At 71.7% G+C, this 15,440-nt stretch carries 16 protein-coding genes; 7 read left to right on the top strand and 9 right to left on the bottom strand.

What is annotated here, in order from left to right; translation table 11 throughout:
- The first annotated feature begins 124 nt into the window (after positions 1 to 124).
- Together I5G_RS06460 and I5G_RS21055 are read left to right on the top strand one after the other, a co-directional pair.
- Positions 125 to 661 carry an FMN-binding protein gene (locus I5G_RS06460; RefSeq protein WP_022878332.1) on the top strand — a complete coding sequence of 179 codons (537 nt, stop codon included), beginning with the start codon at positions 125 to 127 and terminating at the stop codon, positions 659 to 661.
- Positions 658 to 1,512, top strand: a complete 855-nt coding sequence (locus I5G_RS21055; RefSeq protein WP_239642507.1) for an FAD:protein FMN transferase — start codon at positions 658 to 660, stop codon at positions 1,510 to 1,512. The genes I5G_RS06460 and I5G_RS21055 overlap by 4 nt, the downstream gene beginning before the upstream one ends.
- Here the strand turns inward: I5G_RS21055 and I5G_RS06450 are convergent.
- Genes I5G_RS06450 through I5G_RS06440 form a run of 3 tightly spaced genes read right to left on the bottom strand, consistent with a single transcriptional unit; the run spans position 1,465 to position 3,432 of the window.
- Positions 1,465 to 2,436 carry a sensor histidine kinase KdpD gene (locus I5G_RS06450; RefSeq protein WP_022878331.1) on the bottom strand — a complete coding sequence of 324 codons (972 nt, stop codon included), beginning with the start codon at positions 2,434 to 2,436 and terminating at the stop codon, positions 1,465 to 1,467. The genes I5G_RS21055 and I5G_RS06450 overlap by 48 nt on opposite strands.
- A complete protein-coding gene (locus tag I5G_RS06445) occupies positions 2,433 to 3,110 on the bottom strand; it encodes a response regulator transcription factor (protein ID WP_022878330.1) in 678 nt (225 codons plus the stop codon). Before I5G_RS06445 ends, I5G_RS06450 begins: the two co-directional genes overlap by 4 nt.
- Positions 3,111 to 3,120: 10 nt before the next feature.
- A complete protein-coding gene (locus tag I5G_RS06440) occupies positions 3,121 to 3,432 on the bottom strand; it encodes a hypothetical protein (protein ID WP_022878329.1) in 312 nt (103 codons plus the stop codon).
- Positions 3,433 to 3,565: 133 nt separating this feature from the next.
- Here I5G_RS06440 and I5G_RS06435 point away from each other — a divergent pair, with 133 nt between their 5' ends.
- The 5 genes from I5G_RS06435 to I5G_RS06415 all read left to right on the top strand — a co-directional run bounded on the left by I5G_RS06435 (position 3,566) and on the right by I5G_RS06415 (position 9,724).
- Positions 3,566 to 4,225, top strand: a complete 660-nt coding sequence (locus tag I5G_RS06435; protein ID WP_239642508.1) for a CoA pyrophosphatase — start codon at positions 3,566 to 3,568, stop codon at positions 4,223 to 4,225.
- A 63-nt stretch (positions 4,226 to 4,288) separates the two neighbouring features.
- Positions 4,289 to 5,968 (top strand): glucose-6-phosphate isomerase, encoded by a 1,680-nt coding sequence (gene pgi, locus I5G_RS06430; protein ID WP_026095702.1) that lies wholly within the window; start codon positions 4,289 to 4,291, stop codon positions 5,966 to 5,968.
- A 394-nt stretch (positions 5,969 to 6,362) separates the two neighbouring features.
- The gene (locus tag I5G_RS06425; protein ID WP_239642506.1) at positions 6,363 to 7,307 is read left to right on the top strand and encodes a phospholipase; all 945 of its coding nucleotides are present in this window, start codon (positions 6,363 to 6,365) and stop codon (positions 7,305 to 7,307) included.
- Between the two features lie 88 nt (positions 7,308 to 7,395).
- Positions 7,396 to 7,974: a PadR family transcriptional regulator gene (locus I5G_RS06420; RefSeq protein ID WP_022878325.1), complete on the top strand. Its 579-nt coding sequence runs from the start codon at positions 7,396 to 7,398 to the stop codon at positions 7,972 to 7,974.
- 52 nt (positions 7,975 to 8,026) lie between these two features.
- A complete protein-coding gene (locus I5G_RS06415; RefSeq protein ID WP_022878324.1) occupies positions 8,027 to 9,724 on the top strand; it encodes an AarF/ABC1/UbiB kinase family protein in 1,698 nt (565 codons plus the stop codon).
- Positions 9,725 to 9,870: 146 nt separating this feature from the next.
- Here I5G_RS06415 and I5G_RS25200 read toward each other — a convergent pair whose 3' ends face one another.
- The 6 genes from I5G_RS25200 to I5G_RS21040 form a co-directional block, all read right to left on the bottom strand.
- Positions 9,871 to 10,509, bottom strand: coding sequence for a hypothetical protein (locus tag I5G_RS25200; protein ID WP_148286423.1), 639 nt, complete (start codon positions 10,507 to 10,509; stop codon positions 9,871 to 9,873).
- Positions 10,493 to 11,305 (bottom strand): prolipoprotein diacylglyceryl transferase, encoded by an 813-nt coding sequence (locus tag I5G_RS21050; protein ID WP_022878322.1) that lies wholly within the window; start codon positions 11,303 to 11,305, stop codon positions 10,493 to 10,495. Before I5G_RS21050 ends, I5G_RS25200 begins: the two co-directional genes overlap by 17 nt.
- 2 nt (positions 11,306 to 11,307) lie before the next feature.
- Positions 11,308 to 11,625, bottom strand: a complete 318-nt coding sequence (locus I5G_RS21045; protein WP_022878321.1) for a hypothetical protein — start codon at positions 11,623 to 11,625, stop codon at positions 11,308 to 11,310.
- Positions 11,622 to 13,208, bottom strand: a complete 1,587-nt coding sequence (locus I5G_RS06395) for a radical SAM protein (protein WP_026095699.1) — start codon at positions 13,206 to 13,208, stop codon at positions 11,622 to 11,624. The genes I5G_RS21045 and I5G_RS06395 overlap by 4 nt, the downstream gene beginning before the upstream one ends.
- 139 nt (positions 13,209 to 13,347) lie before the next feature.
- Complete coding sequence (locus I5G_RS06390; protein WP_022878319.1) at positions 13,348 to 14,346, bottom strand: hypothetical protein; 999 nt, start codon at positions 14,344 to 14,346, stop codon at positions 13,348 to 13,350.
- 201 nt (positions 14,347 to 14,547) lie between these two features.
- Positions 14,548 to 15,440: MFS transporter (locus I5G_RS21040; RefSeq protein WP_036326718.1), on the bottom strand; the 893-nt coding region annotated here is incomplete at its 5' end.

Here is a 15,440-nt window from a genome sequence, read left to right as displayed (position 1 = left end):
TCTACCTGTGCGGACCGGGTCCGTGGATGGATGCCGTGCGCACCGACCTCCGTCGCGCGGGCGTTCCATCGACCCGCATCCACGCCGAATCGTTCACCGTCTGAGACCCGAGGGGGAGACAGAGATGAAGAAGATCTTCTACGCCCTGATGGCGACCGTCACGGGCCTCGTGCTGCTGTTCAGCTATCGGACCTCGCTCGGCGGGGGCACCGAGAGTGCGGCGGCCCTCCCGGCCACGACGCCGGCGCCCGCGTCGGCGCAGCGCGCGACGCCGTCGGCATCGCCGTCCGGGTCGTCGTCGGCGTCCGCCTCGGCCTCGCCGTCGGCGTCCTCGTCCGCGGCGGCGGCTCCCACCCAGGCCGCGCCCGCGTCGTCGGGTCTCGCGGATGGCACCTACACCGGCTCCGCCGCGAACACGCGCTTCGGTCCGGTCCAGGTGCAGATCACGGTCTCCGGTGGTGTCGTCACCGACGTGCAGGTGCCGGTGTACCCGGACGAGAACGGTCGCGACCAGCAGATCAACTCCCGCGCGCTGCCGGTCCTGGTGAAGGAGACGCTCGCCGCGCAGTCGGCCGACATCGACATGGTGTCGGGTGCCACCTACACCTCCGACGGGTACCTCTCTTCTCTGCAGTCGGCGTTGAACGAGGCGCGCGCGTGACCCGCCTCCCCGCCGTCACGGTCGTCGAACCCGTGATGGGAACCGTCGTGACCGTGCAGGTGCGCGGACGCGCCACGGACGACGCGGCCGTCCGGGAACAGGTGGATGCCGCGATGGCCGCGGTCGTCGCGCGGATGCGGGACGATGAACGCGTCTTCTCGACCTACCGGCCCGACTCCGACGTGAGCCTGCTGCGCGACGGCCTCCGCGGGCTCGACGACGTGGACCCGCGCGTGCGCGAGGTGGAGGCGCTGTGCCGACGGCTCCGCGACGACACCGGCGGCGTCTTCGACGCCTGGTGGCGCGGGTGGTTCGACCCGACCGGGGTCGTGAAGGGGTGGTCGGTGGATGCCGCGTCCGCGGCGCTCGCCGAGGTGCTGACCGTGCCGGGCGTGGAGGCGGCCGCGGTCAACGCGGGCGGCGACATGCGCCTGCTCCGCGCGCCGGGAAGCGACCACGTGTGGAACGTCGGCGTGGCCGACCCCGAGGATGCCTCCGCCGTGCTGGCGACGATCTCGCTGCCCGAGGGGGCCGTTGCGACGTCGGGCACCGCCGAGCGCGGGGCGCACCTCATCGACCCGCGGTCCGAACGTCCGGTCGGGGGCCTCGTGTCCGCGACGGTCGTCGCCGACACGCTCACGGTCGCGGACGTCTGGGCCACGGTGGCCGCGGTCACCGGGATCGACGACCTCGACGCGGTGCGCGCCGCACCCGTGGCATCCGGGATCGTCTGGAGCGACGGACGCGTCCGGCGATGGGCGAGCGGCGTCGAGGTCGACCGCTTCCGCGACCCCGTCGCCGCCTCAGCGCGCGCGGGGGAGCCGCAGGAGGAACACCGTCCCGCCCGGTGAGGTGCTCTCCACCGCGATCGTGCCGCCGTGCCGGGTCGCGGCCTCGCGGACGAGCGCGAGCCCGAGGCCGAATCCCCGCCGCCGGCCCGACTCGGCGCCGCGGGCGAAGCGCTCGAAAATTCGCTCGCGATCCTCGGGACGGATGCCTCCGCCCGCATCCGCGACCCGGATCTCGACCGTGCCGCCCTCGACGCGTGCCGTCATCCGGACGGTGCTGCCGCTCGGCGCATGACTCACGGCGTTGTCGATCAGCGCGGTGCAGACGCGGGTGAGCGTCACCGGCGGCAGCCCAGCGCGGAGCCCGGCCGGTCCGCCGTCGACGACGATCGCGACCCCGGCCTCGGCGGCGAGCGGCCCGACGACCGTCGCCGCGGCTTCGAGGCCCTCGGCGACCACTGCGGTGCCGTCGGCCGATGCGGCGCCCTCCGCCGACAGCAACATGTCGGTGAGGATGTCGTCCATCAGGTCGGCGTCCCCGCGCAGCCGGTCGAGCGTGTCGTCGAGCGGTTCGCCGCGCGCGAGGCGCCGCTGGGCGATCTGCACGCGGCTGCTGAGGGCCGTGAGGGGAGTGCGGAGTTCGTGACTGGCATCCGAGACGAAGGCGCGCTGACGGCGGAGCGCGTCGTCGAGCGGACGGACCGACCAGCGGGATGCCGCCCACCCGACGAGCCCCATGACGGCGACGCCCAGCAGCCCCAGGCCGAGCACCCACGGCAGCACGTCGTCGAAATCGACCACGACCCGGTCGCCCGGCAGCCCTCCCGGGCCCCCGTGGTGGGCGGCCTCGCGGCGCGCATTCGACAGCAGGACGGCGACGAGGATGCCCACACCCGCCGTGAGCGCGATGGCCGATCCACCGCCGACGAGCAGACCGACCCGCGCCGCCGCCCGCCGCACGACCCGGCGGTCGTCCGCCGCGGTCATCGGGCGCCGCCCGCGCGGTAGCCGCGGCCGCGGACCGTCTCGACGATGTCGGGGGAGCACTTGCGGCGGAGGTAGTGGACGTACGTGTCGACCGTGGTCACGGCGTCCGCGGAAGCGAACACGTCGCGCGCGATCTGCTCGCGCGAGAAGACGTGGTCGGGGCTGGACGTCAGGAGGTCGAGCAGGGCGTTCTCGGTGGTCGTCAGACTCACGCGCGCACCGCCGGGGGAGTACGCCGCCGCCGCATCGGGGACGTACGTCCACTCCGCCACCGCGCGGCGGCGCCCCTCGGCGCGGAACCCGCGATGCAGCGCGCGCAGGCGCGCGAGGAGCTCGTCGTAGTCGAACGGCTTCACGAGGTAGTCGTTGGCGCCGGCATCCAGACCGTCGACGCGGTCGGCGATCGACCCGAGCGCCGTGAGCATGAGCACGGGCGTCGTGATGCGCGCCGTGCGCAGCGCCGCGACGACGTGCTCGCCGTCGAGCCCCGGCAGGCGCCGGTCCAGCACGATGAGGTCGAACCTCTCGCGCAGGGCGCGATCGCGCGCGGCGAGCCCGTCGCTCTCGTGCGCGACGTCGTACACCTCGCCCAGCACCTCGATCGTCATGGCGGAGATCTCGCCGTCGTCCTCGACGTACAGCAGACGCGGCCGTCGGGCGTCGCCGATACTCATGGTCGGCCCGTCACCGCGCAGCCCGACGCGGCGGTTCGACGGTCCAGCCGAGGCGCTCGAGCGCGGCGTGGAGCCGGCGCGCCTGCGCCCAGGCGACCTCTCGCGAGACGTCCGACGACACGTCGATCGCGAACGGCGGCGGGTCCGCGAACTTCGGGATCTCCACCTCCGCCCACGCGTGCGGCGCGAGCCACACCCGCGGGTGCGAGGTGCGGGCGTCATCGACCCCGCCGTCGGCCGCGAAGGCGATGACGTCGAGCGCGTCGATCTTGGTGATGGGCATGTCGACGACGAGGGTCACCGTGTGGAGCTCTTCGGTCATCGGGCACCTCCCGCGATCATCCTCACACGCGCGACCCCCACCCGGGCGGGGAACGCGCCCCGGGACTACCCTCGACCCCATGCGTTCCCCCCGCGACGACCTGCAGTCCCTCGTCGACGGCGCCACGGACGACATGTTCGCGGAGCTGCGGGCGCTCCCCGTCGACGGCGACGCACGCGACGCCGCGGTGCTCATCCTCTTCGGAACCCTGGATGCCGTGCCCAGCGCGCACGTCACGCGCGCGGTCCCGTCTGACCTCGACGTGCTGCTCCTCGCCCGCGCCGACACGCTCCGCGCCCACCCCGGACAAGTGGCCTTCCCCGGCGGTCGGGTCGACCCCGGCGACGACGGGCCGGTCGCGGCGGCGCTCCGCGAAGCGCGCGAGGAGACGGGCCTGGATCCGGCGGGCGTCGGTGTCATCGGAACGCTCCCGCCCGTGCCGCTCGTCTACTCCCGCCATCTCGTCACCCCGGTCGTGGCGTGGTGGGAGCGGCCGACCCCGGTGCGGGCGGTGGATGCCGCGGAATCGGCCGCGGTGTTCCGCGCGCCGGTCGCCGACCTCCTCGATCCGGAGCGTCGCGGAGTCACCGTGATTCGGCGGGACGGCCGCGAGTGGCGCGGTCCCGCGTTCGTGGTGCCGCACGCGGCCGGCGCCCACGTCGTGTGGGGCTTCACCGCGATGCTCCTGAACGGAATGTTCGACCGACTGGGATGGACGGAGCCCTGGGATCGCACGCGCGAGATCCCCCTTCCCGCGGTGAGCGCCCCTCCTCCCCAGGCATCCATTCCCTAGCGTTTTCCTTTCCGTTCGTCACCCCGCGCACCGGTGCCCCCGGGGGTCGCTAGCGTGGTGTTCGTGACTGCTCCCGTTGATCCCACCACCACGTCCGCCTGGGCCCGCCTCACGGCCCTGAGCGAGAGCTTCGACCCCGATCTGCGCGGATGGTTCGCCGCTGACCCGGGTCGCGTCGACTCCCTCACCCGCACCGTGGGCGATCTGCACGTCGACCTCTCCAAGAACCTCGTCACGCCCGAGATCCTCGAGGCCCTCGTGGCACTCGCCGACGAGACCGGCGTCCGTGAGCGGTTCGCCGAGATGCTGAGCGGCGCCCACCTCAACACGTCCGAAGACCGCGCGGTCCTGCACACCGCGCTGCGTCGTCCCTCCGACGCGACGCCCGCGCTGCACGTCGACGGGCAGGACGTCGACCACGACGTCCAGGCCGTCCTCTCCGCGATGTCGGCGTTCGCCGACCGCGTGCGCAGCGGCGAGTGGCAGGGTGTGACCGGCAAGAAGGTCACGCACGTCGTCAACATCGGCATCGGCGGGTCCGACCTCGGCCCGGTGATGGTCTACGAGGCTCTCCGGCCTCTGGCGGATGCCGGCATCCAGGCGCGGTTCGTCAGCAACATCGACCCGACCGACATCGCCGAGAAGACCGCCGACCTCGACCCCGAGACCACGCTCTTCATCGTCGCGTCGAAGACGTTCACGACGCTCGAGACCCTCACCAACGCCCGCCTCGCGCGCGACTGGCTGTGGGCCGGTCTCGCCGGGGCCGGCGCGATCGACGACACCGACGCGGCGCGGGTCGACGCCGTCGCCCACCACTTCGTCGCGGTCTCCACCGCGCTCGACAAGGTCGAGGCCTTCGGCATCGACCCCGCCAACGCCTTCGGCTTCTGGGACTGGGTCGGCGGTCGCTACTCCGTCGACTCCGCGATCGGGCTCTCGCTCATGATCGCCTTCGGTCCGGCCGCGTTCCGTGAGCTCCTGAGCGGCTTCCACACCGTCGACGTCCACGTCGCCACCACGCCGGTCGAGCAGAACGTCCCGGTCCTCATGGGCCTGCTCAACGTCTGGTACACCAACTTCCTCGGCGCGCAGTCGCACGCGGTGCTGCCCTACGCGCAGCAGCTCAGCCGTTTCGCCGCGTACCTGCAGCAGCTCACGATGGAGTCCAACGGCAAGTCGGTGCGCTGGGACGGCTCGCCGGTCACGACCGACACGGGCGAGATCTTCTGGGGCGAGCCGGGAACCAACGGCCAGCACGCCTTCTACCAGCTCATCCACCAGGGCACGCGGCTCATCCCCGCCGACTTCATCGCGTTCGTGAACCCCGCGTACCCGCTCGCCGACGGTGGCCGCGACGTGCACGGCCTGTTCCTCGCGAACTTCCTCGCCCAGACCAAGGCCCTCGCCTTCGGAAAGACGGCGGAAGAGGTCGAGGCCGAGGGCACCACGGGCGCTCTGGTGGCCGCCCGCACCTTCCCCGGCAACCGGCCGACGACGTCGATCTTCGCCCCCGCCCTCACGCCCGCGGTGCTCGGTCAGCTCATCGCGCTGTACGAGCACATCACGTTCACGCAGGGCACCGTCTGGGGCATCAACTCCTTCGACCAGTGGGGCGTCGAGCTCGGCAAGCAGCTCGCGCTGCAGATCGCTCCCGCGATCGAGGGCGACGACGACGCTCTCGCGTCTCAGGATGCCTCCACCGCGGCGCTCCTGAACTACTACCGCGCACACCGGTCCTGACGACGCCGGCCGCTCCTCGCGAGGGCGCGGCGGCCGTGGAACGCGACCAACGGGTCGATTCGCGAGATTTTTCTCGCCGGATCGGCCCGTTCGTCGTTCCGGTGGGGGACGGCGTCTCGTGCGCCCGGCGCCCGAGGGGGGGGGGGGGGGGATTCGCCGCGGATGCACGATGTAAATGCCTGACCAAAAGCGATATCTGGGGACGAGGCGTCGGCGCTGCGTTGCATGACGCTTCCGGCGATGTCGGGTCCGTGCGGCCGACGCGCCGGCGACGCCCGCATCCACGCGCCTCCCAGGTAACGAACAGATAACGCTCAGAACGGCCACCCACACTCGGGGACTCGTGTCGACCCGACGGCATGGTTCCCGCGCTCGTACCCGACGAGACGCGCCGATGACGAAAGATTCACTCGTTTTGCTGCGTTCCGATTTGAAGCTCCAGAAGAAGCTCCGCCACGTCCACTACGCCCGCCGATCGCTCGTCACCGCCGCCACGTGCGCCGGCGTCGCGCTGGGCATCGTGGCCACGGCCGGCGTCGCCGCGGCCGCCCCGGTCTCGCTGCCCGAGGCTGCGGCATCCTCGTTCTCCGCCCCGGTGTTCCGTGCCGTCTCCGCGAGTGGCAGTCCGGTCACGCTGGAGGGTGTGGTCGGTGACGCCGGCAGCGCGCTCTCCCGGGCGCAGGCGACCCTGACGGATGCCGCGACGGTCGAGTCCGACATCGCGAAGACCGGACTCCCGCTGTCGGTGGGGGACACCTCGGTCGACACCGCGGCGCTGCAGACCGCGGCCGACCGCTTGTCGGCATCCGATCTGCTCCCCGTGGTCCTGGTTCCGGCGCTCAGCCAGAACGCGGCGACCGAGACCGAGCGGGTCGCCGACCGCGTCGCGGAGCTCCGCGGCAGTCTCAACGACGCGGTGGCCGCGAAGGCTGCGGCCGATGCTGCGGCGGAAGCGAAGCGTCAGGCAGACGCAGCGGCTGCGGCCGAGGCGCAGCGGCAGAAGGAGGCGGCCGAGGCTCTCGCCCGCGTCAACACCCCCGACGGCGCGAAGGACTTCGCCGCGACCTACGCCGCCCAGCAGTACGGCTGGGGTTCCGACCAGTTCTCGTGCCTCGTGTCGCTGTGGACCAAGGAGTCCGGCTGGAACTACCAGGCCTACAACCCGAGCGGTGCTACCGGCATCCCTCAGTCGCTCCCCGGGAGCAAGATGGCGACGTTCGGCGACGACTGGCAGACCAACGCGGCCACCCAGATCAAGTGGGGCTTGGACTACATCTCCCGCGGCTACGGAACCCCGTGCGCGGCATGGGGTCACTCCCAGGCGACCAACTGGTACTGAGCGCGAATTCCCAGCCCGAACACCTCCTCAGCGATATATCGTTGTATATCGCTGGACCCATCCGGGGTTCGCTTTTCGGGAGGTCATCATGAGTGGTTCGTTCCTGGGAGACGCCTTCGGCGCCCGCGGCGGTGCCGCCGGTCAGGGCTGGCCGATGTCGAACATCCTCGACGCGGTCGAGCAGCTGCGCGCGCAGTTCGAGCAGAAGGCGTCGAGCGGCTCGCGGATGAACAAGGGCGACGTGCGCTCCGCCGTCCTCTCGCTGCTGCTCGAAGAGCCGATGCACGGCTACCAGATCATCCGTGAGATCGAGGAGCGCAGCGGCGGCTCGTGGAAGCCGAGCCCCGGTTCGGTGTACCCGACGCTGCAGCTGCTGACGGACGAGGGTCTCGTGCGCGCCGAGGAATCGGGCGGGCGCAAGACGTACTCGCTCACCGAGGAGGGGCGCGCCGCCGCCGGTGAAGAGACGACCGAGCGCACCGCGCCCTGGGAGTCGGCGACCGCACGCGACAGCGGACGCATGACCGCGCTGCCGAAGGCGGGCGTCGAGCTCGCGCAGGCGACGGCACAGGTCGCGCGTTCGGGCAGCAAGGAGCAGATCGCTCAGGCCGTCGAGATCCTCGACGACGCGCGTCGTAAGCTCTACTCCATCCTCGCCCAGAGCTGAGGGTGCCCGAGCCCGACGGCAATCGCCGGGTCATCGGCATCCCGGAGATCCGATGACCGACGACGCCCTCCTGCGCGCCCGCTATCGGCGCATCACGCGGTTCGCCGCGCGTTACCTCGTCCAGGCGTGGTGGTACGAGCTGTTCCTGCCGCGGCTCGGCCTCGAGCGCATCTCCGCTCGCGGTCGGACCCGGCGGCTCCAGCTCATCGCCCGCCGGTTCCACGCCCTCGCGATCGACCTGGGCGGCCTGATGATCAAGGTCGGCCAGTTCATGTCGTCGCGCCTCGACGTTCTGCCGCCGGTCATCACGAAGGAGCTCGAGGGACTCCAGGACGAGGTGCCCTCGGTCCCGTTCGCGCAGATGCGCGCCCGCGCCGAGGAGGAGCTCGGGATGCCACTCGAGCGCGCCTTCGCCTCGGTCGATGAGCGTCCGCTCGCGGCCGCCTCGCTCGGGCAGGCTCACCGTGCGGTGCTGACCGACGACCTCGCCGCCGACACCGGTCTCCGCGAGGTCGTGGTGAAGATCCAGCGCCCCGGCATCGACCGGATCGTCGACGTCGACCTGCGCGCTCTGCGCAAGGTCGGCGTGTGGCTCAGCCGGGTCGCCCTCGTGCGCGACCGGGTCGACATGCCGGCGCTCGTCGAGGAGTTCGCCGCGACGAGCCTCGAGGAGATCGACTACCTGCACGAGGCCGCGAACTCCGAGCGCTTCGCCGAGGAGTTCGGCGGCGACGGGGGAGTGGCCGTCCCCGAGGTCGTCTGGGAGCGCACGACCCGGCGCGTCCTGACCCTGCAGGATGTCACGGCGATCAAGATCAACGACGTCGACGCTCTCCGGGCGGCGGGCATCGACCCGTCCGAGGTCGCGGCGCGCTTCGCCGCGGTGATGTTCGACCAGCTCTTCGACGACGGGTTCTTCCACGCCGACCCGCATCCGGGCAACGTCTTCGTGACACCGCTTCCCGGACCCGTGGATGCCACCTCCCCGGCGTGGCGGTTCACGTTCATCGACTTCGGGATGATGGGGGAGGTCCCCCCGAACCTGCGGCGAGGTCTGCGGCGGGTGCTCATCGCCGCGGCGTCGCGCGACGGCAAGGGACTCGTCGACGGCATCCGCGACGTCGGTGTGCTGCTCCCGTCCGCGGACACCGTGCAGCTCGAACGCGCGATGACGCAGCTCTTCTCCCGTTTCGGTGGGATGGGGTTCGCCGAGCTGCAGGAGGTCGATCCGCGGGAGTTCCGCGCCTTCGCGGTCGAGTTCGGCGACGTCGTGCGGGCGCTGCCGTTCCAACTACCCGAGAACTTCCTCCTGATCGTGCGCGCGATGTCGCTGACCAGCGGCATGTGCAGTGCCCTGGACCCGGCGTTCAACATCTGGGATGCCGTCGAGCCCTACGCCCAGCGCCTCATCCGCGAGGAGAGCGGGAACACCGTCCAGGCCCTCGCCCGCGAGGCGGCCTCGGTCGCGGCCTTGACGGCCCGCCTTCCGCGGCGACTGGATGCCATGATCTCGCGCGTGGAAGAGGGCGGTGTGTCGGCTCAGGTGCCCCGCGTCGAGCGACGCCTGCGCGACCTCGAGCGCATGATCCGTCGGGTCGTGTCGGCCGTGCTGTTCACGGGGCTCCTCATCGGCGGCATCCTGCTGCAGGCGGAGCAGGCCGTTCTCGGCACGGTCCTGATGGTGCTGTCGATCGGTCCGGCTGCACACGCGCTCTTCGCGGGGATCCTCGCCCGACGCAGCGGTCGGTGACGGTCGCCCTCTCGCTCACGTAGTCCTGCGCTTCGGGGCCGCCGTCGCCGACCCGTGTCGCTTGCCGGTGCCGACTCGCCTCGCCTCTACGCCTCGACCCGCGTCGCCGGCCGGCGCCGACTCGTGTCGCCTGCCGGCGCCGACCGTCAGCCGCCCACGACAGCGATGCACGGGCCGAGGAGGACGATCCACGCCGCGGCGCTGACGATGAGGACCCCCGTCGACACCTTGCGGCTGGACTCGAAGAACATGCCGACGATCGCGGCCACGCCGATGACGTAGAAGGGCCAGAGCGCGCCCCAGATACCTGCGGCGCTCATCAGCGAGAGCACCATCAAGGGGAACGCGATGACGTGCGCGGCGCAGCCGAGACCGACGCCGGCCCCCACTCCGGGACCGCGGCCTCCCGCCTGCGGCGCGGGGCGGATGCCGGCCCCGGGCTGATCCGGGGGAGCTGTATCCCGAGGCGGAGCGGGAACGACGTAGTCTTCCGCCGCGGCGGAGCCGCCGGGACCCGCGGGCCCGCCCGCCGGTGGAGGCCAGCCCGACTGCGCGGGGGCGAATGGCGTGGCGGGCGCGTCGGGCGGTACGCCGTCGCCCGGCGCAACCGTGCCGTCGGTCGTCGCGGGCGTATCGGCCGGCGTGTCCGCCGGCGCGTCGCGGCCCGGCGGGACGTCCTCGTCCGGCGCAACCGTTCCGCCCGCCGGCGCGTCGCGGTCGGGTACCTCCGCTCCCTTTGGCGGAACGTCATCGTGTTCATCGGGCGCGTCAGGCTGGTGTGGCATCCGTAAGCCTTTCGGGTCGGGGGGAACCGGAAGTGAAGTCGCCGCGCCGCGCCATCCACGCGAGACGCGCGAGCAGGAGCGGGATCGACACGGCGAGGAAGAGTTGCGGGCGGGTCAGCCCCGCCCAGGCGATGTCGTTCCCCCGGACGAACTCGACGCCGAAGCGGAAGACCGCGTAGGCGGCGATGAAGAGGGTGAGCGTCTCGCCCGCGGCGATCGGCCGGTGCCGCAGCCAGAACCACAGCGCGCAGAACGCGACGACGTGGAACGCGATCTCGTACACGAAGCTCGGGTGCAACGGCACGCCCGCGGGTGCGCCCACCCGAGCCGCGGCGGCCGGGTCGAGCACGATGCCCCAGTCGCCCCCGGTCGGTGTCCCGGGCTTCTCCGTCAGCAGACAGCCGATGCGGCCGATGGCGAGCGCGAGCGCGACGGCGGGCGCGAACAGATCTCCGCTGCGGTGCGGATAGCGCACGATGCGTTTCGCGACGTGCACCCCCGCCCACGCACCCACCAGCGCCGACAGCATCGAGGCGTTCCCCCGCGCGAGCTGGTCGAGCAGGCTCAGGTTCTGCGAAGGATCGAGGTGTTGGGCCCACGTGCCGAGTCGGGAGAAGACCGCCGCGCCGACGAGGGCGCCGAGCACGAGGTACACGATCCGAGGGTCGTCGACTCGGCGCCGACGTTTCTCGACGAGGAACACGATGCCCGCGGCCGCGAGGGCGATCGTGACCAGCGTCGAGTGGGTGTCCCACGGCGGCAGCCACGGAGCGAGATCGGTGAGCCGGGGAAACATGGCTAGCTCCAGACCCGTATCCACAGGAGCACCCAGAACGGGATGCCGACCACCGCGAGCACCTCCACGACCCACAGGTACGCCAGCACCACGCGGGTGTCGCCGAGCTTGCAGCGCGAGCGGAGCAGGCCTCCGTGCCGGGCTGCGCGGTACCCGGCGATCGCCACTCCCGCGAACACCGCCACCGCGACCGGGCCGAGGAGCGTACTGATCACCGCGATCGTCGTGAAGACGCACAGCCGCAGCGGGTCGAACCCGCCGGGCGGGGCCGGCACCGACGGGTCGCGCTGATTCAGATGCAGGAACTCGGACGCGCTCATCGCACCGTCACCGGGATCGGTCGACGACCCGTCGCCGTCGACAGGCGGGTGCGCGAGAGCGGTGCCCACGCCTGCACGGCGCAGAACGGAGCGCACTGGTGCGCATCGGTCGTGGCGTTGACCGTGGCGACGTGCACGCAGCACTGGGTCAGGCGCTCCTCGATCATCGTGTTCATGTCCATGAAGGGCTTGACGGTGATGCGGAGCACCCGTTCCCCGAGCATCGCGCGCAGCCGCGCGTGCTGGCCGGGGAGTTTCGACGCCGCGAGGGTCGCGAGCGTCCCGATGCCCAGGTCGCAGTTGCGACAGATGTCGCCCCAGATGGATGCCATGGACGGGTGCGACAGCGAGGACTGCTCGCTGAGCAGGTCGAGCAACGACGTCTTCACGATCTCGCGGATCGCCTTGTTCACGTTCGAGTCGGCGATGCGGTTCGCCACCAGGTCCGGCGAGAGGTCGAGGAACTCCTTGAGCCGCTCGTGGCCGATGAGTCCCACGAGCGACTTCCAGTCGCCGGAGTCGTCCCTCAGGAAATACCCGACAGAGCAGCAGTGCGGGTGACTGCAGGGCAGCGCCGTCAGGTCGCGCCACGTGATGTCGCCGTCGGTCTGCGGTCCGAGGCGCGCGAGGACTCCCGTGTGCGTCAGGCGGTCGTTCGGGTCGATGCCTGACCCTCGTCCGGAGCCGAAGACCGGCTGGATCGTGACACCGCCGACGTACGGCGTACTCTGCGCCCGACGGATGACAGCCCCGATCTCGTCGTCGTTGACGCCGAGCGTCGCGGTCATCGTGAGCGTTGTGAAGACCCCGGCGGCGGACAGCCGCTCGAGCGCGCGCTCCTTGAAGCGGCGGATGTCGGCACCGCGGTGGAAGCTCGACGACTCGGCCGACTCGCCGTCGTACTGCAGGTAGATCTCGACGCGCTGCCGGTGCTTCTTCAGCACCTCGACGAACGCGTCGTCCTGAGCGATCCGCAGCCCGTTCGAGTTGATGAGGATGCGCACGACCGGCCGGGCGACGAGGTGCTCGAGCAACTGCTCCAGCCACGGGTACAGCGTCGGTTCGCCGCCGGAGAGCATCAGGACGTCGATCCGGTCGTTCTCCTTCGCGAGGCGCGCGTCCACGGACGCGAGCACCTCCGCCAGGGGAGCCACGGCGGACGCCGCGGGTCCGGACTCCGCGAAGCAGGTCGGGCAGCGCAGGTTGCAGTGGTCCGTCAGGTCTTCCAGCAGGATGCAGGTGTGCTGCGTCTGCATCGCCGGTAGCCCGTTCTCGTACGCCGAAGGCACCGGCGCGAAGTTGCCGACGGCGTCCGGCGTGTGCACCTTCGTCGGGGCCGTCCACTGCTCGAGGTAGGTGAGGATCTCCGCGGACTCGTCGTAGAGCGTCCGCACGAGTCCGTGGGTCGCGCATCCTCGCTCCAGCCACACGGTGCCGTCGCGGTCGGCCAGCCACCCCGAGAGTCGTTGCACCTGTTCGAGCGGGCGCTCGGGATCCTCCTCGTGGCACAGCGGGCAGAATGCGTTGACGTATCGATGGATGCGGTAGTCCCGCAGGGGCATTCCGGTTCCGGGGGGAGTCATCCGGCCACCCTAGCCATGCCGTCGTGACGCCCACCAGACCTGTCCACAGCCTCGTCGTTGGGGAGGAGGGGCGACATTCGAGAAGACGGAAGGGCCGCACCGGCATCGCCGGTGCGGCCCTTCACGCCGGTGTCGCGGGTCAGTACCACCCGGTCGACTGCGAGTGACCCCACGCGCCGCACGGGCTGCCGTAGCGGCCCGAGATGTAGCCGAGGCCCCACGAGATCTGCGTCGCGGCGTTGTTCTGCCAGTCGGCGCCGGCCGAGCCCATCTTGCTGCCGGGGAGTGCCTGCGGGATGCCGTAGGCGCCGCTGCCGGAGTTGTACGCGTGCACGTTCCAGCCGGATTCGCGGTTCCACAGCGAGACGAGGCACGAGAACTGGTCGTCGCCCCAGCCGTAGCCGGCCAGCATGCCGCGGGCGGTCGCCTGTGCGCCGCCGGGGCTGTTGTCGTCCGAGCCTCCGCCGCTCGAAGGCGCGGGTGCCGCTGCCGGAGCGGAGTGTCCGCTCGACGATCCGCCCGAAGACGACGACGTCTCGCGTGCCGCGGCCGCGGCGTCCGCCTCGGCCTTCGCCTTGGCGGCCGCTTCGGCCTCCTGGCGCGCCTTTTCAGCGGCTTCCTCCGCCTGCTTCTTGGCGATGGCGGCATCCAGGCTGCCGCGCAGCTGCGCGACGCGCTGGTCGACGCTCGACGCCGCGGTGGTCACCTCGTCGGTGAGTTCCGGCAGGAAGGTCGCGGGGAGCGACTCTGCCGCGGAGAGCCGCTGGGTCGCGGCGGTAAGGGCGGCGGTGTCGATCGTGGCGGGCTGCCCGACGTCGAGTCCGGATGCCGCGATGTCGTTCTGCACGGATGCCGCGGCCTGCGCCGTGGTGTCGGCGGAGGAGACGGCCGCGCGGGCGGCGACGGTCTCGGGCACGGCGCTCGCGGCGGGCGTGCTGTACGAGGCGAGGCGGAACGAGGCCGACGAGAGGTCGGCGGGGGAGGCGGCGGATGCCAGCGGTGCAGTGCCCGTGAGGGCGGCGGTCGCGATGACTCCGACGGCGAGGACACCGGCGGTCAGGGCGGGTCGGCGACGTGCTCGGCGGGAGGCCAGGCGACGGTCGCGGCGGTTGGAAGAGGGCGTTGAATCAGAGCGCATAGAACCGGTTTCGTGTCACGGGGACGGCGCGGGTTTCGCACGTCCGACCCGCGTAAAGCGGGCACGAAACGGGGAGCCTGGCACGGCAGTCTGGACGGAACCTGGGTGAAATGCGCTTTCCGGGGGGTGGAAAACGGCTGATCCGAGGCTCTTCCGGGGTGGGGTCGGGGCACCGCCGCGCACGCCCCGACCCCTTCCCGGTCACCCCACGGCGACTGGTTCGACGGGGGTTCCGTGCGCTCCGACAGCCGCCCGCGGGGTGCGGGAACGGCGGCGGAAGAGGACCGCCGCGAGCACCGCTCCGCCCGCGAAGAACGCCGCGCCCCACGTGAACGCCGTCGTGTACCCGGTGACCGCCGCGGGGCCCAGCGCCGCGGGGCCGTCGGCTAGGTGGTCGGTCAGGTAGGTGGTGGTCGCGGTCGCGGCGATCGTGTTGAGCAGGGCCGTGCCGATCGACCCGCCGACCTGCTGGCTGGTGTTGACCATGGCGGATGCCACCCCCGCGAAGCGGCGATCCACGCCGAGGGTCGCCGTCTGCATGGATGCCGGCATGATCGAGCCCATCGCGAGGCCCAGGAGCACCAGACCGGGGAGCACGTCGGTGACGTAGACGCTGTCGACGGTGAGGCGCGTGAGCAGCAGCATCCCGCTCGCGCCGAGGATCATGCCGATCGGGACCATCACCTTCGCGCCGAAGCGGGGGAAGAGCAGATTCGTCGACAGCTGCGCGGCGACGACGAGCATGACGACCATCGGGAGGAAGGCCAGCCCGGTCTGGATGGGGCTGAACTTCAGCGTCGCCTGCAGGAAGTACGTGACGAACAGGAAGATGCCGAACATGCTCGCGCCGGCGATGAGGATCGACAGATACGCGGCGGAGCGGTTGCGGTCGCTCAGGATGGCCAGTGGCAGGAGCGGGTGGGACGCGCGGCGCTGCCACAGGACGAACGCGGTGAGGAGCACCGCCGCCGCGGCGAGCGGCACCCAGCTCAGCGGCGAGTCCCAGCCCTCGGTCTCGGCGTTGGCGAAGCCGTAGACGACGCCGAAGAGGCCGGCCGACACGAGCACCGTCCCGGGCAGGTCCAGCCGGGGCC

The sequence above is a fragment of the Microbacterium sp. B19 genome (assembly GCF_000333395.1).
Lineage (GTDB): Bacteria > Actinomycetota > Actinomycetes > Actinomycetales > Microbacteriaceae > Microbacterium.
The sequence above is the reverse complement of the archived record's forward strand: the minus strand, read 5'-3'. Positions and strand labels throughout refer to the sequence as shown.

Bases quoted from the DNA above. Each gene is read 5' to 3' on its own strand.
- I5G_RS06460 (WP_022878332.1), top strand. From the start codon at position 125: ATGAAGAAGATCTTCTACGCCCTGATGGCGACCGTCACGGGCCTCGTG.
- I5G_RS06450 (WP_022878331.1), bottom strand. From the start codon at position 2,436: ATGACCGCGGCGGACGACCGCCGGGTCGTGCGGCGGGCGGCGGCGCGG.
- I5G_RS06445 (WP_022878330.1), bottom strand. From the start codon at position 3,110: ATGAGTATCGGCGACGCCCGACGGCCGCGTCTGCTGTACGTCGAGGAC.
- I5G_RS06440 (WP_022878329.1), bottom strand. From the start codon at position 3,432: ATGACCGAAGAGCTCCACACGGTGACCCTCGTCGTCGACATGCCCATC.
- I5G_RS06435 (WP_239642508.1), top strand. From the start codon at position 3,566: ATGTTCGCGGAGCTGCGGGCGCTCCCCGTCGACGGCGACGCACGCGAC.
- I5G_RS06425 (WP_239642506.1), top strand. From the start codon at position 6,363: ATGACGAAAGATTCACTCGTTTTGCTGCGTTCCGATTTGAAGCTCCAG.
- I5G_RS06420 (WP_022878325.1), top strand. From the start codon at position 7,396: ATGAGTGGTTCGTTCCTGGGAGACGCCTTCGGCGCCCGCGGCGGTGCC.
- I5G_RS06415 (WP_022878324.1), top strand. From the start codon at position 8,027: ATGACCGACGACGCCCTCCTGCGCGCCCGCTATCGGCGCATCACGCGG.
- I5G_RS25200 (WP_148286423.1), bottom strand. From the start codon at position 10,509: ATGCCACACCAGCCTGACGCGCCCGATGAACACGATGACGTTCCGCCA.
- I5G_RS21050 (WP_022878322.1), bottom strand. From the start codon at position 11,305: ATGTTTCCCCGGCTCACCGATCTCGCTCCGTGGCTGCCGCCGTGGGAC.
- I5G_RS21045 (WP_022878321.1), bottom strand. From the start codon at position 11,625: ATGAGCGCGTCCGAGTTCCTGCATCTGAATCAGCGCGACCCGTCGGTG.
- I5G_RS06395 (WP_026095699.1), bottom strand. From the start codon at position 13,208: ATGACTCCCCCCGGAACCGGAATGCCCCTGCGGGACTACCGCATCCAT.
- I5G_RS06390 (WP_022878319.1), bottom strand. From the start codon at position 14,346: ATGCGCTCTGATTCAACGCCCTCTTCCAACCGCCGCGACCGTCGCCTG.